The following is a 21,355-nucleotide window of genomic DNA, read 5'->3' on the forward strand; positions in this document are numbered from 1 at the left end:
GGTGCCACGGCCTTCACTCAAGGTGGCGCAGGTCGGCCGCGGTGTCGATGTCGTAGGGCAGCGCCACCTCCCCGCACTCCACGAGCGCGATCTCCGCCTCGTGTGCCCTCAGGTAGGCGCGTGCCCCCCGGTCCCCGGTCGCAGTCGCCGAGACGCCCGCCCAGTGGGCGGCGCCCAGGAGGACGGGATGCCCGCGCACCCCGGAGTACGCCGCCGAGACGAGCGAGGTCTCGTCCCGGTACCCGGCGCGCACCCGTGCCATCGCCTCCGAGCCGATGCCGGGCTGGTCCACCAGGGAGACCAGCGCGGCCCGCGCTCCGGTGCCGGTCAGCGAGCCGAGCCCGGCGCGCAGCGAGGACCCCATGCCCTCTTCCCAGCCGGGGTTGTCCACCAGGACGCAGCCGTCGAGCGCCGCCCGCGCCCGCACCTCCTCGGCACGCGCTCCCAGGACGACGTGCACGCGGGCGCACCCGGCGGCCCGCAAGGCGGCGACCGCGTGTTCGACGAGCGGGCGTCCACGGTGTTCGAGCAGTGCCTTGGGGCGTCCACCGAGCCGCCGCCCGCCGCCGGCGGCCAGCAGCAACCCCGTCACCTGGTCTTCGTCGTCAGTCATGGGTCCTGCATACCCGACCGGTCGGCGTGCGTTCCGGTGGGTGGGGCCGCGGTGCGGCGAGCGGCGGGCTGCTCATAGGACTGAATTTCGGTCCGCCCGGTGGCGCGGCCCGCTCGGGGTGGCGTTTACTGACCCGCGTCTCCGGCGCCCGACCAGCGCGCGGGGCGCTGGGCACGTTCCCGCGCAGGGGCGCACGACGGCGTGCGGCCGGCGGGGTGCGAGGGGGAGGGCTGTGGTGCGGAGCTTGGGGCAGGCGCAGGTGACGGTCGGCGACGAGGACGTCAGAGTGGCGGAACTGCGGACCGCGGTGTCCCGGTTGCGCCGCCGGCTCGCGGCGCTGCCGGCCGACTTCCCGGACCGGGTGGTGGCCGAGGAGGAACTGGCCGACCTCGCCGCGATGACGGCACACGGAGTGCCCGAGATCTCCCGACTGCACCGCTCCCTGCTGCTGATAGCCGGCGCGATCGGCTCGGTCAGCGCCCTGTCGCCCGGGCTGGCGGAGGTCCGCCGGGCCGTGGAGCTCTTCGGCGACCCGCCCCGCCGCTGAGGAACCGCCCGGGGCGCGGCCGTGACCCCGGGCGGCGCGCGCTCAGGTGGCCGGGGTGCCGTTCGACGCCAGCAGGGCCTCCGACAGTTCCGCCGCGACCTGCTGGAGCAGGGGCACCATGCGGTCGGTCGCGGCCTCCGTGACCCGGCCCGCCGGGCCGGAGATGGAAATGGCGGCCGCGGTGGGGGAGTTCGGCACCGAGACGGCCAGGCAGCGGACGCCGATCTCCTGCTCGTTGTCGTCGATCGCGTAACCCTGGCGCCGCACGTCCGCCAGCGCCGCGATGAAACCGTCCGGCGTGGTGATCGTCTTCTCGGTCGCCGCCGGCATGCCGGTCCGGCCCAGCAGTGCCCGCACCTCGTCCGCAGGGAAGTCCGCCAGCAGCGCCTTGCCCACGCCGGTGGAGTGCGGCAGCACGCGCCGGCCGACCTCCGTGAACATGCGCATCGAGTGCTTGGACGGCACCTGGGCGACGTACACGATCTCGTCCCCGTCGAGCAGGGCCATGTTGGCCGTCTCGCCGGTCTCCTCGACCAGCCGGGCCAGGTGCGGGCGGGCCCAGGTGCCGAGCAACCGGGAGGCGGACTCGCCGAGCCGGATCAGACGGGGACCGAGGGCGTACCGGCGGTTGGGCTGCTGGCGTACGTATCCGCAGGCCACGAGGGTGCGCATCAGGCGGTGGATCGTCGGCAGGGGCAGCCCGCTGCTCGCGGACAGCTCGCTCAGGCCGACCTCGCCGCCCGCGTCCGCCATCCGTTCGAGCAGGTCGAAGGCGCGCTCCAGGGACTGGACGCCGCCTGTGGCGGACCTGGCGGAGTCGGTGGTGCTGGCGCTGGACGTCGGCACGGCACGTTCCTTTCGGGGCTGGCGGGAGGAAAGAAGCGTACCCGGCGGCCGGTTGACTACCGGCTTGTACGTAGCTACGTTCTGCTTGCTGGAATTCTAATTCCGCTTTGTGGAAACGTCCAGGGCTCGGTCGTGGTCACGCCTACACAAAGGGTGCCTCTTGACGAGGTGGAACCGGGAATGAAGACTCCTTCAACAGAACGTTGAAATCGTCGGCGAAGATCGGCGGAGAGAGGGGTTCGGGTGTCCGAGGCTGAACTGGTGCTGCGTTCGACGCGCGTCGTCACTCCCGAGGGGACACGCGCCGCGTCCGTCGCGGTGACCGGGGAGAAGATCACGGCCGTCCTGCCGTACGACGCCCCCGTCCCGGCGGGCGCCCGGCTGGAGGACGTCGGCGACCACGTCGTCCTGCCCGGCCTGGTCGACACCCACGTGCACGTGAACGACCCCGGCCGCACCGAGTGGGAGGGCTTCTGGACCGCCACCCGCGCCGCGGCGGCCGGCGGCATCACCACCCTCGTCGACATGCCGCTCAACTCCATCCCGCCGACCACCACGGTCGACAACCTGCGCACCAAGCGCGAGGTCGCCGCGGACAAGGCCCACATCGACGTCGGCTTCTGGGGCGGCGCCCTGCCCGACAACGTCAAGGACCTGCGCCCGCTGCACGAAGCCGGCGTCTTCGGCTTCAAGGCCTTCCTGTCCCCCTCGGGCGTGGACGAGTTCCCCCACCTCGACCAGGAGCAGCTGGCCCGGTCCCTCGCGGAGATCGCCGCCTTCGACGGCCTGCTGATCGTGCACGCCGAGGACCCGCACCACCTGGCCGCGGCCCCGCAGCAGGGCGGCCCCAAGTACTCCCACTTCCTCGCCAGCCGCCCGCGCGACGCCGAGGACACCGCGATCGCCGGCCTGCTCGCCCAGGCGAAGCGGCTCGGCGCCCGTGTGCACGTGCTCCACCTGTCCTCCAGCGACGCCCTGCCGCTGATCGCCGAGGCCCGCGCCGACGGCGTGCGGGTCACGGTCGAGACCTGCCCGCACTACCTCACCCTGACCGCCGAGGAAGTGCCCGACGGCGCCAGCGAGTTCAAGTGCTGCCCGCCGATCCGCGAGGCCGCCAACCAGGACCTGCTGTGGCAGGCACTGGTCGACGGCACCATCGACTGCGTGGTCACCGACCACTCGCCGTCCACGGCCGACCTCAAGACCGACGACTTCGCCACCGCCTGGGGCGGCATTGCCGGCCTCCAGCTCAGCCTCCCGGCGATGTGGACCAAGGCCCGTGAGCGGGGCCTGGGCCTCGAGGACATCGTGCGCTGGATGTCCGCGAACACCGCCCGCCAGGTGGGACTCGACGGGCGCAAGGGCGCCATCGCCGCCGGCCACGACGCCGACTTCGCCGTCCTCGCCCCCGACGAGACCTTCACCGTCGACCCGGCCGCCCTCCAGCACCGCAACCGCGTCACCGCCTACGCGGGCAAGACCCTGTACGGCGTCGTGAAGTCCACCTGGCTGCGCGGACGGCGCGTCGTGGCGGACGGCGCGTTCACCGAGCCGAAGGGACAGCTCCTCGACCGGGCCTGACGCGTCCGGACCCCCTGGACCACACTCTCCACGAACGACCCCGAAAGGAACACCTGATCACCGTGACGGCCCAGCAGAACCCCTCGTTGGCCAGCTTCACCGGAGACGCGAACCCCTACGGAGGCGGCGACCCGTACGCGGACTACCGCACCGCCGACCTCCCCTTCACCCAGTACGCCAACCTTGCCGACCGGCAGCTCGGCGCGGGTGTCGTCGCCGCCAACGACGAGTTCTTCGCCCAGCGCGAGAACCTGCTGGTGCCGGAGCCCGCCGAGTTCGACCCCGAGCACTTCGGGCACAAGGGCAAGGTCATGGACGGCTGGGAGACCCGCCGACGGCGCGGCGCCTCGGCCGAGCACCCCTGGCCCACCGAGGACGACCACGACTGGGCGCTGATCCGCCTCGGCGCTCCCGGCGTGATCCGCGGCATCGTCGTCGACACGGCCCACTTCCGCGGCAACTACCCGCAGGCCGTCTCCGTCGAGGGCACCTCGGTCGAGGGCTCGCCGTCGCCCGGGGAACTGCTCGCGGACGACGTCAAGTGGACGACCCTGGTCCCGCGCACCGCGGTCGGCGGCCACGCGGCCAACGGCTTCGCCGTCTCCGCCGAGCAGCGCTTCACCCACCTGCGCCTCAAGCAGCACCCGGACGGCGGCATCGCCCGCCTGCGCGTGTACGGCGAGGTGGTCCCCGACCCGGCGTGGCTCACCGCCCTCGGCACCTTCGACGTGGTCGCCCTGGAGAACGGCGGCCAGGCCGAGGACGCCTCGAACCTCTTCTACTCGCCGGCCACCAACACCATCCAGCCGGGCCGCTCCCGCAAGATGGACGACGGCTGGGAGACCCGCCGCCGCCGCGACCAGGGCAACGACTGGATCCGCTACCGGCTGGTGGACCGCTCGCAGATCCGCGCGATCGAGATCGACACCGCCTACCTCAAGGGCAACTCGGCCGGCTGGGCCTCGGTGTCGGTGAAGGACGGCGAGGACGGCGAGTGGCGCGAGATCCTGCCGCGCACCCGGATGCAGCCCGACACCAACCACCGCTTCGTCCTGCCCGAGGCGGCCGTCGGCACCCACGCGCGCGTGGACATCTTCCCCGACGGCGGCATCTCCCGCCTGCGCCTGTTCGGCTCCCTGACCGAGGACGGCGCGGCCCACCTCGCCGCCCGCCACCAGGAACTGGGCGGCTGACCCACCCCGACCCGTGGGGCGCGCCCGGCCTGGACAGCACCGGCGCGCCCCACGCGCATCACCGCCCCGTCCGGCGTCAGGCCGCGTGGCCGCCGTCCACCGAGAACTCCGCCCCGGTGACGTACGCGGCCGACGCCAGGTGGGCGACGGTCGAGGCCACCTCCTCGGCCGTGCCGAAGCGGCCCAGCGCGGTCAGCGCCGCCTGTCCCTCGGCGTACGGTCCGCCGGCCGGGTTCATGTCGGTGTCGATCGGTCCGGGATGGACGATGTTCGCGGTGATGCCCCGTCCGCCCAGTTCGCGGGCGAGCGCCTTGGTCAGCCCGATCAGCGCCGCCTTGCTCATCGCGTAGAGCGTTCCGCCGGGGCCCGGCACCCGCAGGGCCATGCAGCTGCCGACGGTGATGATCCGCCCGCCGTCGCTCATGCGGGCGGCCGCGGCCTGCGCGGTGAGGAAGACGCCCCGGACGTTGACGGCCAGCACCCGGTCCAGATCGCCGACCGAGAAGCCCTCGACGGGGCCGAGCAGCCCGACGCCCGCGTTGTTGACCAGCACGTCGAGGCCGCCCAGGGCCTCCGCGGCCCGCTCCACCGCCCCCGTGGCCTCGTCCGCGTCCCCGGCGTCCGCCCGCAGGGCCACCGCCCGGCGCCCCAGCGCCTCGACGGTCCGTACGACGTCATCGGCCGCCTCCTTGCCGTTCACGTAGGTGAAGGCGACGTCCGCGCCCTCCCGGGCCAGCCGCAGCACGGTCGCCGCGCCGATGCCGCGACTGCCGCCCGTCACGAGGGCCTTCCGGCCGGTCAGGGGGGCGGTGGGATGAGTGAGTGTGTTCGTCTCCATGGCTCCATCCCAGCGGACCAGGACGGCTCGTACCGGCGGTGAACGGACGTCGACCTCGCCCGGCGAACTCGCCGAAACCCCATAGGACTTACCGGTAACCTCCATGCTCTTGTCATTGACATGCCACTGTCTACGCGCGTCATCATGAGGGCATGCGATTCCCCCCACGCGCCGCACGGCTGGGCGCAACAGCCGCAGTCCTGTCCGCCCTCCTCCTGGGCGGCACCGTCTCCGCGACCACCGCCGGCGCGGCCCCCGCCGCGGTGGGCGACATCTGCTCCAGCGACCTGCCCGCGCAGGCGCACGACACCCTCGACCTGATCGAGCGGGGCGGCCCCTACCCCTTCGAACAGGACGGGACCGTCTTCCAGAACCGGGAGGGCATCCTGCCCGACCGGTCCACCGGCTACTACCACGAGTACACGGTGATCACCCCCGGCTCCGACACCCGTGGCGCCCGCCGGATCGTCACCGGTGAGGAGACCCGGGAGGACTACTACACGGCCGACCACTACGCCTCGTTCGACCTCGTGGACCACGGCTGCTGAACACCGCGGTCCGGCCCGTGGCCGTGGTCATCCGCTCCGGCTCTCGGCGGCGGCGAACAGCGCGCCGCCGAGAGCGAGCAGCGCCACGCTCGCGTAGACCTCGTAGCCGTCGAGGAAGCCGATCCGCTGCACCAGGCCCCAGCGCCAGTCGGTGAACTCGTGCACCAGACCGGCCACGCCCTGGATCACGGCCATCAGGCCCAGGAACTCCAGCAACTCCTTCATGGCATCGACTCTCGCCCCGCGGTCCCCCCACACACATCGGCCGCGGGGCGAGCCCTGTCCGACCGAAGGCCCCGGTGTGCGCGGGCCGGGTCGCCGAAAGTCGACACCTTCGCGACTTCGGTCGCTCATCCCGCTCTCCCGGCCGTCGTGGCGGCCGCCCCTGCGTAGATTCGTCGACCGTGAACAGTGACGAGCGGGCCACGACGCCCTCCGCGTTCGCCAGGCGGCGCTGGGTGCTGCCGGCGGCGCTGGTCGAGGACATGTACCCGCAGGCGCGGCGGGCCGACGGACGGTCCCGGCGCACCGGGCGCGACTGGATCGTCGACTTCACCTGCTTCCTGCTCGCCGTCGGCGTCGGGCTGCTGACCGCGGACACCCTCGACCAGGAGCCGCACCTGTCGGACGCCCTGCGGCTGGCCGACCAGGTGATCGGGGCGCTGGCCTGCGCCGCGGTGTGGCTGCGGCGCCGGTGGCCGGTCGGGCTGGCCGTGGCGATGGTGCCCGTCTCCCTGCTCTCGGCCACCTCGGGCGGCGCCGCCCTCGTCGCCCTGTTCACGCTCGCCGTGCACCGTCCGTTCCGGTACGTGGCCTGGGTGGGCGGCGTCGGCATCCTGGTGCAGCCGCTGTTCTACTGGATGCGCCCGGAACCCGGACTGCCCTATCTGGCCTCGCTCCTCATCGGGCTGCTGCTCACCGCCGCGATCGTCGGCTGGGGTCTGCTCGTCCGCTCCAAGCGCCAGTTGCTGCTGAGCCTGCGCGACCGCGCCCGGCGTGCCGAGACCGAGGCACTGCTGCGCGCGGAAGGGGCGCAACGGCTGGCCCGGGAGGCCATCGCACGCGAGATGCACGACGTCCTCGCGCATCGGCTGACGCTGCTCAGCGTGCACGCGGGAGCGCTGGAGTTCCGGCCCGACGCCTCCCGGGAGGAGGTGGCGCGGGCGGCCGGGGTCATCCGCGAGAGCGCGCACGAGGCCCTCCAGGACCTGCGGGAGATCATCGGCGTCCTGCGCGCCGGGGACTCCGACGACCAGGGCCGTCCCCAGCCGACGCTCGCGGCACTCGACGCCCTGGTCACCGAGTGCCGAGAGGCCGGGATGGAGATCACCCTGGCCGACCGGGTCGCCGACCCCGCCGGTGTCTCCGCCTCCGTCGGCCGCACCGCCTACCGCGTCGCCCAGGAGGCACTGACCAACGCGCGCAAGCACGCCCCCGGCACCGAGGTCACCGTCTCGGTCGCCGGCGCCCCGGGCGAGGGCCTCACCCTGTCCGTGCGCAACGCCCCGCCCCTCGGCGAGGTGCCCCCCGTGCCCGGTTCCGGGCAGGGCCTGATCGGGCTGACCGAGCGCGCCACGCTGGCGGGCGGCACCCTGGAGCACGGCCCGACACCCGAGGGCGGGTTCGAGGTGCGGACCCGGCTGCCGTGGGGATGAGACCGCCAACGGCGACCGGACGGCCGCCGTCAGGGGAACCAAGTCGGCCGCCGGCAACCGTGATTACGTAGGGCCCATGACTGCGATCAGACTGCTCCTCGTCGATGACGACCCGCTCGTGCGGGCCGGGCTGTCCTTCATGCTGGGCGGCGCCGGCGACGTCGAGATCGTCGGTGAGGCCGCCGACGGCGGCGAGGTCGGGGCCCTCGTCGACCGCACCCGGCCGGACGTCGTCCTCATGGACATCCGGATGCCGGTGGTGGACGGCCTGACGGCGACCGAGCGGCTGCGCGGCCGCCCCGACGCCCCGCAGGTCGTCGTGCTCACCACCTTCCACGCCGACGAGCAGGTGCTGCGCGCCCTGCGCGCCGGTGCCGCCGGGTTCGTCCTCAAGGACACCCCGCCCGCGGAGATCCTGGACGCGGTGCGCAGGGTCGCGGCCGGCGACCCGGTCCTGTCGCCCGCCGTGACCCGGCGGCTGATGGCCCACGCGGCCGGCGGTACCGCCGACACCAGGCGCTCCCGCGCGCGTGCGCGCGTCGCCGCGCTCAACGACCGTGAGCGCGAGGTGGCCGTCGCGGTCGGCCGCGGCATGGCCAACGCCGCCATCGCCGCGGAGCTCTTCATGAGCGTCGCCACCGTCAAGACCCACGTCTCCCGCATCCTCGCCAGGCTCGGCCTGAACAACCGGGTGCAGATCGCGCTGCTGGCCTACGACGCGGGGCTGCTGGACGAGTACGGCGAGGACGGACTCTGACGCCGGGGCCGGAACGGAGGCTCCGACGCCGGGGCCCGCATCCGAGGCTCGGACGTCGGGGTCCTGCCGCCGAGGCTCGGACGCCGGGCCCCGGCGTCCACCCGGCGGCCCGCCTCACTCCGCCGCGGACGCCCAGGAGGTACCGGCGCCGGGGACCTCCGCCGGCCGCACGGCTCTGCGCTCCCGCCGGGAGATCTCACAGGCCTCGGCGATCAGCAGGGCCCGCAGCGCCTCGCGCCCGTCGCACGGGTTGGCCCGCTCGCCGCGCACGACCTCCACGAAGGTCGCCAGCTCCGCCTCGTAGGCGGGCCCGAACCGCTCCACGAAGCCGGTCCACGGCTTGTCCGCGGCCGGCGGCCCGGTCGGCTCGGTCGAGGCGATCGGCGTACGGTCGTCGAGACCGACGACGATCTGGTCCAGCTCCCCGGCCAGCTCCATGCGCACGTCGTACCCCGCGCCGTTCAGCCGCGTCGCGGTCACCGTGGCCAGCGTGCCGTCGTCCAGCGTGAGCAGCGCCGCGCCCGTGTCCACGTCGTCCGCCGCGCGGAACATCGGCGGCCCGGCGTCGGAACCGGCCGCGTAGACGTCGGTGACCTCCCGCCCGGTCACCCAGCGCAGGATGTCGAAGTCGTGGATGAGGGTGTCCCGGTAGAGCCCGCCGGACTGCGGCAGGTACGCCGGCGGCGGCGGCGCCTGGTCGCTCGTCACCGCCCGGACGGTGTGCAGCCGACCGAGCCGTCCGGACCGCACCGCCTCGCGGGCTCCCGTGTAGCCGGCGTCGAAGCGCCGCTGGAACCCCATCTGGAGGACCGTCCCGGCGGTCTCCACCTCGGCGATCGCCTGGAGCGTGCCGGGTACGTCCAGCGCGATGGGCTTCTCGCAGAACACCGGCAGCCCCGAGCGTGCTGCCCGACCGATCAGTTCGGCGTGGGCCGCGGTGGCCGTCGTGATCACCACGGCGTCCACGCCCCACCGGAAGATCTCGTCCACGCCGGGGGCCGCCGTCTCGCCGAGCCGGTGGGCCAGATCCTGGGCCCGCCCGAGGTCGGCGTCCGTGAGGATCAGGGACCCGACGTCGCGGTGGCGGCTGAGCGTGTTGGCGTGAACGGTGCCGATGCGGCCCGTACCGATGACCCCGATGCGCATGGAATCAAAGTGGGCGCACAGCGTACGCCCTGTCAATGCGTATGTCCGGACAATCGAACTACACAACTTCCCGTCACCAGCGCACGGAGCTACGCTCGGCGCGTGCCGAAACCAGAAGTGGACCCGACCGTGTCGCTGGACCTCAGCGTGGATCGCAGCAGCCCCGTGCCGCTGTACTTCCAGCTGTCGCAGCAGCTGGAGGCCGCGATCGAGCACGGTGCGCTGACCCCCGGCAGCCTGCTGGGCAACGAGATCGAGCTGGCCGCGCGGCTCGGTCTGTCCCGGCCCACCGTCCGCCAGGCCATCCAGTCGCTCGTCGACAAGGGCCTGCTCGTGCGCCGCCGGGGCGTCGGCACCCAGGTCGTGCACAGCAAGGTCAAGCGCCCGCTCGAACTCAGCAGTCTCTACGACGACCTGGAGGCGGCGGGACAGCGCCCGGCGACGAACGTCCTGGTCAACACCGTCGTCCCGGCGACCGCGGAGGTCGCCGCCGCGCTCGGCGTGGCCCAGGAGAGCGACGTGCACCGGGTGGAGCGGCTCCGGCTGGCGCACGGGGAGCCGATGGCGTACCTCTGCAACCACCTGCCGCCCGGCCTCGTCGACCTGGACACCGGACAGCTGGAGGCCACCGGCCTGTACCGGCTGATGCGCGCCGCCGGGATCACCCTGCACAGCGCCCGCCAGTCCATCGGCGCCCGCGCCGCCACCGCCGACGAGGCCGAACGGCTCGGCGAGGACGTCGGCGCCCCCCTGCTGACCATGGAGCGGACGACGTTCGACGACACGGGACGCGCGGTCGAGTTCGGCACGCACACCTACCGCCCGTCCCGCTACTCCTTCGAGTTCCAGCTGCTCGTGCGGCCCTGACGGGGCCGTCCGGCGGCGGTCCCGCCGTGCGGGTTCGTCTCAATGTCCGGACAATGTGACCGTCGTCGCACTCCCCGGAGGCATGTGCTCCGCTTGTGTGTCGGACAATGGGGCGTTTGGGATTTCCGGATCCCGGGCGGGCGTCGGCCGACGCCCGGCACGCACAGCAACGGCACAGCACGGCACAGCACGGCACAGCACGGCACGGCAAGAAGGGCACGGCCTCGTGGCACGGTTTCGGACATGGGTGGGCATCGCGCTGGCAGGGGCACTGTCGGTGTCCCTGGCCGGGTGCAGCAGCACGGGAGGCAAGCGCGCCGAGGACGCCCGCAAGGCCGCCTCCGCCCAGGGGAGGGCCGCGGTGGACACCCCCCGCTGGACCTTCGCGATGATCACTCACTCGGGTGATGGCGACACCTTCTGGGACATCGTCCAGAGCGGTGCCGAGCAGGCCGCCGTCAAGGACAACATCAACTTCCTGTACTCCCACGACGACGAGGCCCAGCAGCAGGCGCAGCTCGTCGACGCGGCGATCGACAAGAAGGTCGACGGGATCATCGTCACGCTCGCCAAGCCCGATGCCATGAAGTCCGCGCTGGACCGCGCGCGGAAGGCCGGCATCCCGGTGGTCACCGTGAACTCGGGCTCCGAGGAGTCCAAGGCGTTCGGCGCCCTCACCCACATCGGCCAGGACGAGACGATCGCCGGCGAGGCCGTCGGCGAGGAGCTGAACGAACGCGGCCGCAAGAAGGCGATCTGCGTCCTCCACGAGCAGGGCAACGTCGGCCACGAGCAGCGCTGCGACGGCGTGGAGAAGACCTTCGACGGGAAGACCGAGCGGCTCTACGTCAACGGCACCAGCATGCCGGACGTGCAGTCCGCCATCGAGGCCAAGCTCCAGACCGACTCGTCCCTGGACGCGGTCGTCACCCTGGGCGCCCCCTACGCGGACACCGCCGTGAAGGCCAAGCAGGGCGCGAACAGCGAGGCCGAGATCGACACCTTCGACCTCAACGCCAAGGTCGCCGCCGGACTGGAGGACGGCAGCCTCGGCTTCGCCGTCGACCAGCAGCCCTACCTCCAGGGCTACGAGGCCGTCGACCTGCTGTGGCTCTACCGGTACAACGCCGACGTCCTCGGCGGTGGCCGGCCGGTGCTCACCGGGCCGCAGATCATCACCAAGGACGACGCCGCCGCGCTGGGCGACTACACGAGGCGGGGCACCCGATGAGCGCGACGCAGACGAAGGATGCTGACGAAAGGATTCTTCAGTCCTCTCCGCTGCGAAAACTGCTGGGCCGCCCCGAGCTGGGCTCCGTCGTCGGCGCGATCGCGGTCTTCCTCTTCTTCGCCTTCTTCGCCGACAGCTTCCTGCACGCCGCCAGCCTCAGCACGGTGCTCTACGCCGCCTCCACGATCGGCATCATGGCCGTCCCGGTGGCGCTGCTGATGATCGGCGGCGAGTTCGACCTCTCGGCGGGCGTCATGGTCACCTCGTCGGCGCTGGTGTCGTCGATGTTCAGCTACCAGATGACCGCCAACGTCTGGGTGGGCGTGGCCGTGTCCCTGCTGGTCACCCTCGCCATCGGCGCCTTCAACGGCTACATGCTCACCCGCACGAAACTGCCCAGCTTCATCATCACGCTCGGCACCTTCCTGATGCTGACCGGCCTGAACCTCGGCTTCACCAAGCTGATCGACGGCACCGTCTCCACCAAGACGATCGCCGACATGGAGGGCTTCCCCTCCGCCCGGGACGTCTTCGCCTCCACGCTCACCGTCGGCGGCGTCGGCTTCAAGGTCACCATCCTGTGGTGGCTCGCCCTGGTCGCCGTCGCCAGCTGGATCCTGCTGCGCACCCGGGCCGGCAACTGGATCTTCGCGGTGGGCGGCAACAAGGACGCGGCGCGCGCGGTCGGCGTCCCGGTCACCAGGACCAAGATCGGGCTGTACATGGGCGTGGCCCTCGGCGCCTGGATCTCGGGCCAGCACCTGCTCTTCTCGTACGACGTCGTCCAGTCCGGCGAGGGCGTCGGCAACGAGCTGATCTACATCATCGCGGCCGTCATCGGCGGCTGCCTGATCACCGGCGGCTACGGCAGCGCCGTCGGCTCGGCGGTCGGCGCGCTCATCTTCGGCATGACCAGCAAGGGCATCGTCTTCGCCGAGTGGAACCCCGACTGGTTCAAGTTCTTCCTCGGAGCGATGCTGCTCCTCGCGACCCTGCTCAACGCCTGGGTCCGCAAGCGCGCGGAGGCCACCAAGTGACGCAGACCGAACGCCGCACCCCCCTCGTGGAGCTGTCCGGCGTCAGCAAGCACTACGGGAACGTCCGCGCCCTGGAGGGCGTGTCCCTCCAGGTGCGGGCGGGCGAGATCACCTGCGTGCTCGGCGACAACGGCGCCGGCAAGTCGACCCTCATCAAGATCATCTCGGGTCTGCACCGGCACGACGGCGGCACCCTGAGCCTGGACGGCGAGGAGACGAGCCTGTCCTCCCCGCGCGAGGCCCTGGACCGCGGCATCGCCACCGTCTACCAAGATCTCGCCGTCGTCCCCCTCATGCCGGTCTGGCGCAACTTCTTCCTGGGCTCCGAGCCGCGCAAGGGCGTCGCCCCCTTCAAGCGCATGGACGTCGACCACATGCGCCGCACCACGCGTGCCGAGCTGCTGCGGATGGGCATCGACCTGCGCGACGTCGACCAGCCCATCGGCACCCTCTCCGGCGGTGAGCGCCAGTGCGTGGCGATCGCCCGCGCGGTGCACTTCGGCGCGAAGGTGCTCGTCCTGGACGAGCCGACCGCCGCCCTCGGCGTGAAGCAGTCCGGCGTCGTCCTGAAGTACGTCGCCGCCGCCCGCGACCAGGGCCTGGGTGTCGTCCTCATCACCCACAACCCGCACCACGCGTACCTGGTGGGCGACAGGTTCGTGCTCCTGAAGAGGGGCACGATGGTGGGCAACCACGAGCGCGAGGACATCACGCTGGACGAGCTGACACGGCAGATGGCGGGCGGCACGGAGCTGGACGATCTGCGGCACGAACTGGAACGCCGCTAGGCGTGCGGGAATCGCCGGAGAGTCCCGCGAGGGGCGCGGGGGGTCCGCGACCAGCCAGGACGGACCCGCCGACGGTGAACACGGTCACCACCCGCCCCCGTCCATTCGGCACCCGGCATGACCGTGCGGCACAATCGCACCCGATGAGCACCTACCGCGACTTCACCGCCCCCATCGGCTCCCGCCGCGCCCCCGTCCTGCGCACCGTGGGCACGAGGGAACGCCGCTCACACCTGACGGCGCCCCGCGTGCCCACGGTCGGCATCGACATCGGCGGCACGAAGGTCATGGCGGGCGTCGTCGACGCCGACGGCAACATCCTGGAGAAGCTCCGCACCGAGACCCCGGACAAGTCCAAGAGCCCCAAGGTCGTCGAGGACACCATCGTCGAACTGGTCCTGGACCTCTCCGACCGGCACGACGTGCACGCCGTCGGCATCGGCGCGGCGGGCTGGGTCGACGCCGACCGCAACCGCGTGCTGTTCGCCCCCCACCTGTCCTGGCGCAACGAGCCGCTGCGCGACCGCATCGCCGGCCGCCTCGCGGTCCCCGTCCTGGTGGACAACGACGCCAACACCGCGGCCTGGGCGGAGTGGCGCTTCGGCGCCGGCCGCGGCGAGGACCACCTCGTCATGATCACGCTCGGCACCGGCATCGGCGGCGCGATCCTGGAGGACGGGCAGGTCAAGCGGGGCAAGTACGGAGTCGCCGGGGAGTTCGGGCACATGCAGGTCGTGCCCGGCGGCCACCGCTGCCCGTGCGGCAACCGCGGGTGCTGGGAGCAGTACAGCTCCGGCAACGCGCTGGTCAGGGAGGCCCGGGAGCTGGCCGCGGCGGACTCGCCGGTGGCGTACGGCATCATCGAGCACGTCAAGGGCAGCATCGGCGACATCACCGGCCCGATGATCACCGAGCTGGCGCGCGACGGTGACGCCATGTGCATCGAGCTGCTCCAGGACATCGGGCAGTGGCTCGGCGTGGGCATCGCGAACCTCGCGGCCGCGCTCGACCCCTCCTGCTTCGTCATCGGCGGCGGCGTCAGCGCCGCCGACGACCTGCTGATCGGCCCCGCGCGGGACGCCTTCAAACGTCAGCTCACCGGCCGGGGCTACCGCCCGGAGGCCCGCATCGTCCGCGCCCAGCTCGGCCCCGAGGCCGGCATGGTGGGCGCCGCCGACCTCGCCCGGCTGGTCGCCCGCCGGTTCCGCCGCGCCAAGCGGCGGCGGGTGGAGCGCTACGAGCGGTACGAGCGCTTCGCGGAGGCCCGCCGCACGCCCCGGGAGTCCCTGTGACGGACTCCGTGCCCCAGCAGGCCGGCCCGCCGGACGAGCCGGAGCGCCCCGTGGAGGACCGCCGGCACATGATCCGCCGCCGGTCGCTCACCCTGCTCATCATCGTGCTGCTCATCGGCGTTCCGGCCGGCTACCTCGTGATCTCCGCCAACCAGAGCCGCGACAGCGGCCGGGAGAAGGAGGCGAAGTACGCGGCGACCGGCATGACGGAGGGCTGGCCGTCCAAGCTCCAGCGCCGCGTCTACGAGGTCCCGGTACCGGTCCCCTCCGAAGAGGTCGCCTACTACGAGACGAACAACTGGAAGACCAGCCGCCTCTACGTCCAGTTCGAGACCACCGGCGCCGGCCTCGACGCCTTCCTCGCGGGACTGGGCGTCGACCGGGACACCCTGAAGCGGGACAACATCGCCATCAGCGACCGCGCCCAGCGGGTCACCGGCTGGGAGTTCGGCGGGTCCGGCTCCTGGTGGGGCCTGGTCAACGAGCAGCGCGACCCGGCGCCCACCCAGGACGTCGTCGTGAACATGGAGAACCCGGACTACCCCATGGTCTACGTGGTCTCCCGCACCGTTCCCTGACCCCGCGCCCGCGACGAGCCGGCCCCGGCAGGCCGCCGGAGCCGATTGTCAGACCCCGCCCGTAGAGTCGAAGACAGTTGATCGGACCCGCGGGCGGGAGGTGACAGGACGTATGAGCGACACGGCTGTGGTGGACATGGTGACCGACGGGCGAGCGCGTGAGCGCGGACGCCCGCGGCAGCCGCAGGAGCCGGTGTCCGTCCCCCTCCGCCTCGCGGCCGTCTTCCTCCCCGCCGGCCTCCCGCGCGACGGACGGATCGCCTTCTGGGACCCGGAGGGCGGCGACGTCACCTCGGGGCTCCACTCCGCCGCGTCCGCCGCGACGGGCCTCACCACCGCCGCCACCGCGCCGCCGGACAGCGGGGGACCCGCCGCCGTTCCCGCCGCCGGCGGCACCGCCCGCCCCACCGAACCCACCGAACTCACCGTCGTACGCCGCCACGGCGCCGGGGTGCGGCGCGGCACGACGCCCGCGCTGTCCCTCCCGGTCGGTGAGGCCCTGCCCCTGCTGGTGCGCGCCCGGCACGACCCGGCCGCCCACCCGGCCACCGCCTGCTGGGGAGCGGCGGCCCTGCACGCCCTGCGGCTCACCGCGCGCGGCCGGCTCCTGCCCGGCCTGACGACGACCGGGCACGACGCCTGGCGGGCCGGCCCCCTGGACCCCGACGACATCGCGCACCTGCGGGCGGTCGCCGCCGCCCTGCCCCCGGAGGGCCACGCGGTCCCGCTGGACGGGCCGGGCCCGATCCGCCTACCGGAGCCGGAAGCGCTGGTCCGCGCCTTCCTGGACGCCGTCGCCGACACCCTGCCCCGCACCCCGGCCGCGCCCCACGCCTCGGGCCGCCCCTTCGCCGCGCGCGGGGCGCAGCACCTGCCCGGCGCCCACGACTGGGCCGCCGAGGTCGCCGCCGGCATGGACGCGGGCGTGCGGATCTCGCTCCGCCTGGACCTGTCGGCCTACGACCTGTTCGACACGGACGGCGACGGCAGCGGCGGCGCGCGTGGCGCCGGAGCCGCGATCGTGCAGGTCCACAGCCTCGCCGACCCCACCCTGGTGGCCGACGCGGCGGACCTGTGGTCGGGAGCGGCCGACGCGGCGTTCGGTCCCCGCACCCGCGTGGACGCCGCCCTCGCGGTGCGGCGCGCGGCGCGCGTCTGGCCGCCGCTCGACCGGCTCGCCGAGCAGGACGTGCCCGACGTCCTCAGCCTCTCCGAGGAGGAGGTCACCGACCTGCTGGGCGTGGCCGCCGGCCGGCTCGCCGCCGCCGGGGTCGCGGTGCACTGGCCCCGCGACCTGGCCCAGGACCTCACCGCGACCGCGGTGGTCCGGCCCGCGCCCGGTTCGGCGACGGACGGTACCGGCTTCTTCGAGAGCGAGGACCTCCTCCAGTTCCGCTGGCAGCTCGCGATCGGCGGCGACCCGCTCACCGAGGCCGAGATGGACACCCTGGCGGAGGCCCACCGCCCCGTCGTCCGGCTCCGCGACCGGTGGGTGCTGGTCGACCCGGGCCTGGTTCGCCGCGCCCGCAAGCGCGACCTCGGCCTGCTCGACCCGGTCGACGCCCTGTCCGTCGCCCTCACCGGCAGCGCGGAGGCGGACGGCGAGACGGTCGAGGTGGTGCCGGTGGGCGCGCTGGCCGCCCTGCGCGACCGGCTCACGGCGGGCGTACGGCCCGCCGAACCGCCGCCCGGCCTGCACGCCACCCTCCGCGACTACCAGCTCCGCGGCCTGTCCTGGCTCGACCTCATGACCTCGCTCGGCCTGGGCGGTTGCCTCGCCGACGACATGGGCCTCGGCAAGACGGTCACGGTCATCGCGCTGCACCTCAAGCGGGCCCGGACGGAACCGACGCTGGTGGTCTGCCCCGCCTCGCTCCTCGGGAACTGGCAGCGGGAGATCACCCGGTTCGCGCCCGGTGTCCCCGTCCGCCGCTTCCACGGCAGCGACCGCACCCTGGACGATGTGGCCGGCGGCTTCGTCCTCACCACCTACGGCACGATGCGCTCCGCCGCGGCCACCCTGGCCGAGCAGCGCTGGGGCATGCTCGTCGCGGACGAGGCGCAGCACGTCAAGAACCCGTACTCGGCGACGGCGAAGGCCCTGCGCACCATCCCGTCCCCCGCACGCGTGGCCCTGACCGGCACCCCGGTGGAGAACAACCTGTCCGAGCTGTGGGCCCTGCTCGACTGGACCACCCCCGGCCTCCTCGGCCCCCTCAAGTCCTTCCGCGCCCGGCACGCCCGAGCGGTGGAGAACGGCGAGGACGAGCAGGCGGTGGAGCGCCTCGCCCGGCTCATCCGCCCCTTCCTGCTGCGCCGCCGGAAGTCCGACCCGGGCATCGTCCCGGAGCTGCCCCCGAAGACCGAGACGGACCACCCCGTCCCGCTCACCCGCGAACAGGCCTCGCTGTACGAGGCCGTGGTGCGGGAGTCGATGCTGGCCATCGAGGCGGCCGAGGGCATGGGCCGCCGGGGCCTCGTCCTCAAACTGCTGACCTCGCTGAAGCAGATCTGCGACCACCCCGCGCTGTTCCTGAAGGAGGAGCATCCGCCGGGCGGCGGCGACCGCCTGAGCGCCCGCTCCGGCAAACTCGCACTGCTGGACGAGCTGCTGGACACGGTCCTCGCCGAGGACGGCTCGGTCCTCGTCTTCACCCAGTACGTCGGCATGGCCCGCCTCATCACCTCCCACCTGGCCCTCCGCGCGGTCCCCGTCGACCTGCTGCACGGCGGCACGCCGGTCCCCGAGCGGGAGCGCATGGTGGACCGCTTCCAGAGCGGGGCGACGCCCGTCCTCGTCCTGTCCCTCAAGGCCGCCGGCACCGGCCTGAACCTCACCCGCGCGGGTCACGTCGTGCACTTCGACCGCTGGTGGAACCCGGCCGTGGAGGAACAGGCCACCGATCGCGCCTACCGCATCGGCCAGACCCAGCCGGTCCAGGTCCACCGCCTCATCACGGAGGGCACGGTCGAGGACCGCATCGCCGAGATGCTCCAGTCCAAGCGGGCCCTGGCCGACGCGGTCCTCGGCTCGGGCGAGTCGGCCCTCACCGAGCTGACCGTCGGCGAGCTGTCCGACCTGGTGTCCCTGCGGCGGCCGTCATGACCCCCCGGCCCGCCGACGAGGCCCGCCGCGCCCTGCGCGCGGCACGCGAACGAGGTGAGGAGGCGGCGCACCCCGCCGCGGCGGCGGACGGCGACGCCGCCCGCTCCGGCCCGCACGCCGCGGCGTCCGAGCCGACGGGTGAGCAGGCGGGTGAGCAGACCGAAAGGGACGACCACTGCGAGAACCTGCACCGCCGCCCGTTCCGGGAGCAGGAGGGCCCCGCCCGGGACCAGGGCCGTGACGGGGAGCGCGGCCAGGACCTCGACCAGGACCGGAGCGGGCACCAGGACCGGAGCGGGCACCAGGACCGGGCCGAGGGGGAGCACACCGGGTCGCGCCCGGGGGACGTCGCGCGCGCCGCGCTGCGTCACGCCCGCACCGCGAAGACGGTCACGGCGACACCGGAAGCCGCACCCGAGGCGCTCCCGTCCAGCGGCCCGCGGCCGGACACACCCGGTGCTGCGGGCGGGGAAGCCGCCCGGCCAGGAGGGACGACCCGGCCCGCTCGGCCCACGGCCACCGGCGCCGGCACACCCCCCGCGTCCGGGGACCCTTCCGCCGACGACGCGGACGGTCGGCCGGTGGATACGGCACGCGAGGCCCGACCGGGCGATGTGGCACGTGAGGCCCTGCGGGCGGCACGTCGGCAGGCGCGGGTGGACTCGGCGCTCAAGGGCGCGGCGAGTTCGCACCGACCGTCCCGACCGTCCCGGGGGCCGCAGGGGGCAGGCGGTTCACCTGCCGCCGCGCGCGCCCGCGCCGTACGGGACTTCGCCGCGGAGGCCTTCCGGCTGCCGCCGGACGTCGACCCCGCCGGGACGGCCGCGCCTGCCGCGGAACCCCTGCCCTCCGCACCGCTGCCCGGTGCGCCCTGGCCCTCCGGTGAGCCCACCGGCGGGCCCGCGGACTCGGCCGAAACGCCACCGCCCGCGCAGCCGACGTCCCCCGAACCGACGCCCCCCGAACCGACGTCTCCTCAGCCGCCCGCCGCCGCTGCCACTCCACCGCACGAGCCGCCGCAGCCGCGGGTCGGCGCGGCGGCGCACCCGGAGCGTGCGCCGAAGGGTTCGCGGCCGGTCCCGTCGCGGCCATCGCCACCTTCCGTACCCCCTGTACGGTCCGCATCCTCCGCGGCAGCCGCGGACCGCCGCGACCCCGGCGCCCCCACCCCTTCCGGCGCCCTCACTCCGCCCGGCACGCCCCGCACCCCGCGCTCCATGGCGGCCCCCGGCCGGGACGGTGAGCTTCGGCGTACCTTCCCCGCTCTGCCGCCCGGGTCGACGCAGGGCGGGGGCTTCGCCGGGACGTGGTGGGGAAACGCGTGGGTGACCGCGTTGGAGGAGGGCGCCCTGGACGCCGCGCGGCTGGCGCGCGGGAGGGGGTACGCCGAGCGGGGGCACGTCGACGCGATCACCGTGACCCCGGGGCTGGTCCTCGCGTACGTACAGGGCAGCCGCCCCCGGCCGTACCGCGTGCAGGTGAGGCTGCGCACGCTGGACGACGCGGGCTGGGAGGGGTTCCTGGACGCCGCCGTCGAGCGGCCCGGGCACATCGCCGCCCTCCTCGACAAGGAGCTGCCCCACTCCCTGGCCGACTGCGGCGTCCCCCTGCTGCCCGGCCCCGGCGACCTCGCCCCGCAGTGCAGCTGCCCGGACTCCGGACACCCCTGCAAGCACGCCGCCGCCCTCTGCTACCAGACGGCACGCCTGCTCGACGCCGACCCCTTCGTCCTGCTCCTGCTGCGCGGCCGGGGCGAACGCGAGCTGCTGGACGCCCTGTCCCGGCGGAACGCGGCCCGGGCCGCCCGCGCCGCCCAGGACCGCGGGCCCGCGCCCCTGCCCGGAGTGCGGGCCGCCGCCGCCCTGGCCGAGCGCGTGCTGCCGCCCCTCCCGGCGCCGCTGCCCGCGCCCCCGCACCCCGAGCAACCGCCGGCCTACCCGGCGGCACCGGGCGGCCCAGACCCGTTCGCGCTGGACCAGCTGGCCACCGACGCCGCCGCCCGCGCCCACGCGCTCCTCATCACGGGCCGCGACCCGATCGGCGGGCTGACGCTGTGGCGGGACGCCGTCCGGCTCGCCGCGGCCCGCCCCGGCTCCGGTCTCACCGCGGGAACCCGCGCGCTCTACGCGTCCCTCGCCCAGGCCGCCGGCCGGGAGACCGCCGAGCTGGCGCGCGCGGTGGCCGCCTGGCGCCAGGGCGGACCGGACGGACTCGACGTCCTGGAGGAGCCCTGGGACCCGCCGGCCGGCCGCTTCGACCGGGCCCGCCCCCTGCTGCTCGCCGCGGACCTCCCCGCCTTCCGCCCCTGGCGGAACCACCTGACCCACCCGCGGGGACACGTACAGCTCCGGCTGGGCCGGACGGGCCTCTGGTACGCCTACGAGTCCGAGCCGGGCCGAGACGACTGGTGGCCGCGCGGCACCCCCGACCTCGACCCGGTCGGCGCGCTGACGGGCCTGGGCGGCGCCGGCGACCCCTGACCGGTCCACCGTCCGGGACGGTCGGCTTCCGACGGCGGGGCCGGCGGGGGACATACACGCCGAGCCACCGGCGAGGCCATGGAGGCCCGTCACACAGCACTCGCCGCCACCCTGTTCGCACGGTCCATGCCGTTCGGGATGCCGTCGCCGGATGATGCGCGGACACCGGCGCCGGAAACCCCTGATGCCGGTTCCGGAGCGTGTCCACAGCGTGTCCATCCCAGGAGGCAGCCGACATGGGACAACCGCACC

19 protein-coding genes are annotated in these 21,355 nt (G+C 73.9%); 14 read left to right on the plus strand and 5 right to left on the minus strand.

The window, feature by feature from the left end:
* Window positions 1-13: 13 nt before the first annotated feature.
* Window positions 14-613 carry a nucleotidyltransferase family protein gene (locus tag AC07FV_RS10425; RefSeq protein ID WP_479086145.1) on the minus strand — a complete coding sequence of 200 codons (600 nt, stop codon included), beginning with the start codon at window positions 611-613 and terminating at the stop codon, window positions 14-16.
* Between the two features lie 232 nt (window positions 614-845).
* Here AC07FV_RS10425 and AC07FV_RS10430 point away from each other — a divergent pair, with 232 nt between their 5' ends.
* Entirely contained in the window at window positions 846-1,160 is a 315-nt protein-coding gene (locus AC07FV_RS10430; protein ID WP_383639389.1) for a DUF5955 family protein, read from the plus strand.
* Between the two features lie 42 nt (window positions 1,161-1,202).
* On the opposite strand, the gene allR is transcribed toward AC07FV_RS10430, so the two are convergent.
* Entirely contained in the window at window positions 1,203-2,006 is an 804-nt protein-coding gene (gene allR / locus AC07FV_RS10435; protein WP_479086147.1) for an allantoin degradation transcriptional regulator AllR, read from the minus strand.
* Between the two features lie 243 nt (window positions 2,007-2,249).
* On the opposite strand from allR, the gene allB reads away from it, so the two are divergent.
* Entirely contained in the window at window positions 2,250-3,587 is a 1,338-nt protein-coding gene (gene allB, locus AC07FV_RS10440) for an allantoinase AllB (RefSeq protein WP_356607189.1), read from the plus strand.
* 62 nt (window positions 3,588-3,649) lie between these two features.
* Entirely contained in the window at window positions 3,650-4,780 is a 1,131-nt protein-coding gene (gene alc, locus AC07FV_RS10445; protein WP_383639396.1) for an allantoicase, read from the plus strand.
* A gap of 76 nt (window positions 4,781-4,856) precedes the next feature.
* Here the strand turns inward: alc and AC07FV_RS10450 are convergent, their stop codons facing one another.
* Window positions 4,857-5,618 carry a 3-oxoacyl-ACP reductase family protein gene (locus AC07FV_RS10450; RefSeq protein WP_479086149.1) on the minus strand — a complete coding sequence of 254 codons (762 nt, stop codon included), beginning with the start codon at window positions 5,616-5,618 and terminating at the stop codon, window positions 4,857-4,859.
* Window positions 5,619-5,770: 152 nt separating this feature from the next.
* Between AC07FV_RS10450 and AC07FV_RS10455 the strand changes: the two genes are divergently transcribed.
* Window positions 5,771-6,166, plus strand: coding sequence for a guanyl-specific ribonuclease (locus AC07FV_RS10455; protein ID WP_479086151.1), 396 nt, complete (start codon window positions 5,771-5,773; stop codon window positions 6,164-6,166).
* Window positions 6,167-6,193: 27 nt separating this feature from the next.
* Here the strand turns inward: AC07FV_RS10455 and AC07FV_RS10460 are convergent, their stop codons facing one another.
* Complete coding sequence (locus AC07FV_RS10460) at window positions 6,194-6,391, minus strand: hypothetical protein (RefSeq protein WP_356607181.1); 198 nt, start codon at window positions 6,389-6,391, stop codon at window positions 6,194-6,196.
* Between the two features lie 179 nt (window positions 6,392-6,570).
* Between AC07FV_RS10460 and AC07FV_RS10465 the strand changes: the two genes are divergently transcribed.
* Together AC07FV_RS10465 and AC07FV_RS10470 are read left to right on the plus strand one after the other, a co-directional pair.
* Window positions 6,571-7,821 carry a sensor histidine kinase gene (locus AC07FV_RS10465; protein ID WP_479086152.1) on the plus strand — a complete coding sequence of 417 codons (1,251 nt, stop codon included), beginning with the start codon at window positions 6,571-6,573 and terminating at the stop codon, window positions 7,819-7,821.
* 76 nt (window positions 7,822-7,897) lie between these two features.
* Window positions 7,898-8,578, plus strand: a complete 681-nt coding sequence (locus AC07FV_RS10470) for a response regulator transcription factor (protein WP_479086154.1) — start codon at window positions 7,898-7,900, stop codon at window positions 8,576-8,578.
* Between the two features lie 114 nt (window positions 8,579-8,692).
* Here AC07FV_RS10470 and AC07FV_RS10475 read toward each other — a convergent pair whose 3' ends face one another.
* Window positions 8,693-9,724, minus strand: a complete 1,032-nt coding sequence (locus AC07FV_RS10475) for a Gfo/Idh/MocA family protein (RefSeq protein WP_479086156.1) — start codon at window positions 9,722-9,724, stop codon at window positions 8,693-8,695.
* A 129-nt stretch (window positions 9,725-9,853) separates the two neighbouring features.
* Here AC07FV_RS10475 and AC07FV_RS10480 point away from each other — a divergent pair, with 129 nt between their 5' ends.
* The 8 genes from AC07FV_RS10480 to AC07FV_RS10515 all read left to right on the plus strand — a co-directional run bounded on the left by AC07FV_RS10480 (window position 9,854) and on the right by AC07FV_RS10515 (window position 21,103).
* Window positions 9,854-10,591 (plus strand): myo-inositol degradation transcriptional regulator, encoded by a 738-nt coding sequence (locus tag AC07FV_RS10480; protein WP_383639904.1) that lies wholly within the window; start codon window positions 9,854-9,856, stop codon window positions 10,589-10,591.
* Window positions 10,592-10,817: 226 nt separating this feature from the next.
* On the plus strand, window positions 10,818-11,822 hold the full coding sequence (locus AC07FV_RS10485) for a sugar ABC transporter substrate-binding protein (RefSeq protein WP_479086158.1): 1,005 nt from the start codon (window positions 10,818-10,820) through the stop codon (window positions 11,820-11,822).
* The gene (locus AC07FV_RS10490; protein WP_479086160.1) at window positions 11,819-12,859 is read left to right on the plus strand and encodes an ABC transporter permease; all 1,041 of its coding nucleotides are present in this window, start codon (window positions 11,819-11,821) and stop codon (window positions 12,857-12,859) included. Before AC07FV_RS10485 ends, AC07FV_RS10490 begins: the two co-directional genes overlap by 4 nt.
* Complete coding sequence (locus tag AC07FV_RS10495; RefSeq protein ID WP_366766366.1) at window positions 12,856-13,647, plus strand: ATP-binding cassette domain-containing protein; 792 nt, start codon at window positions 12,856-12,858, stop codon at window positions 13,645-13,647. The genes AC07FV_RS10490 and AC07FV_RS10495 overlap by 4 nt, the downstream gene beginning before the upstream one ends.
* Window positions 13,648-13,790: 143 nt before the next feature.
* Window positions 13,791-14,939, plus strand: a complete 1,149-nt coding sequence (locus AC07FV_RS10500; protein ID WP_383639423.1) for an ROK family glucokinase — start codon at window positions 13,791-13,793, stop codon at window positions 14,937-14,939.
* Window positions 14,936-15,517, plus strand: coding sequence for a sugar kinase (locus AC07FV_RS10505; RefSeq protein ID WP_479086163.1), 582 nt, complete (start codon window positions 14,936-14,938; stop codon window positions 15,515-15,517). The genes AC07FV_RS10500 and AC07FV_RS10505 overlap by 4 nt, the downstream gene beginning before the upstream one ends.
* 136 nt (window positions 15,518-15,653) lie before the next feature.
* Window positions 15,654-18,623, plus strand: a complete 2,970-nt coding sequence (locus tag AC07FV_RS10510; protein WP_479086642.1) for a DEAD/DEAH box helicase — start codon at window positions 15,654-15,656, stop codon at window positions 18,621-18,623.
* Complete coding sequence (locus tag AC07FV_RS10515; protein ID WP_479086165.1) at window positions 18,620-21,103, plus strand: SWIM zinc finger family protein; 2,484 nt, start codon at window positions 18,620-18,622, stop codon at window positions 21,101-21,103. Before AC07FV_RS10510 ends, AC07FV_RS10515 begins: the two co-directional genes overlap by 4 nt.
* Window positions 21,104-21,355: the final 252 nt, after the last annotated feature.

The sequence above is a fragment of the Streptomyces sp. NPDC045956 genome, from assembly GCF_056430705.1.

What these genes read in the sequence shown, in the direction of transcription:
- AC07FV_RS10515 (WP_479086165.1), top strand. Translation starts at nt 18,620, where the DNA reads ATGACCCCCCGGCCCGCCGACGAGGCCCGCCGCGCCCTGCGCGCGGCA.
- AC07FV_RS10500 (WP_383639423.1), top strand. Translation starts at nt 13,791, where the DNA reads ATGAGCACCTACCGCGACTTCACCGCCCCCATCGGCTCCCGCCGCGCC.
- AC07FV_RS10475 (WP_479086156.1), bottom strand. Translation starts at nt 9,724, where the DNA reads ATGCGCATCGGGGTCATCGGTACGGGCCGCATCGGCACCGTTCACGCC.
- AC07FV_RS10450 (WP_479086149.1), bottom strand. Translation starts at nt 5,618, where the DNA reads ATGGAGACGAACACACTCACTCATCCCACCGCCCCCCTGACCGGCCGG.
- AC07FV_RS10460 (WP_356607181.1), bottom strand. Translation starts at nt 6,391, where the DNA reads ATGAAGGAGTTGCTGGAGTTCCTGGGCCTGATGGCCGTGATCCAGGGC.
- AC07FV_RS10455 (WP_479086151.1), top strand. Translation starts at nt 5,771, where the DNA reads ATGCGATTCCCCCCACGCGCCGCACGGCTGGGCGCAACAGCCGCAGTC.
- AC07FV_RS10490 (WP_479086160.1), top strand. Translation starts at nt 11,819, where the DNA reads ATGAGCGCGACGCAGACGAAGGATGCTGACGAAAGGATTCTTCAGTCC.
- AC07FV_RS10425 (WP_479086145.1), bottom strand. Translation starts at nt 613, where the DNA reads ATGACTGACGACGAAGACCAGGTGACGGGGTTGCTGCTGGCCGCCGGC.
- AC07FV_RS10510 (WP_479086642.1), top strand. Translation starts at nt 15,654, where the DNA reads ATGGTGACCGACGGGCGAGCGCGTGAGCGCGGACGCCCGCGGCAGCCG.
- AC07FV_RS10470 (WP_479086154.1), top strand. Translation starts at nt 7,898, where the DNA reads ATGACTGCGATCAGACTGCTCCTCGTCGATGACGACCCGCTCGTGCGG.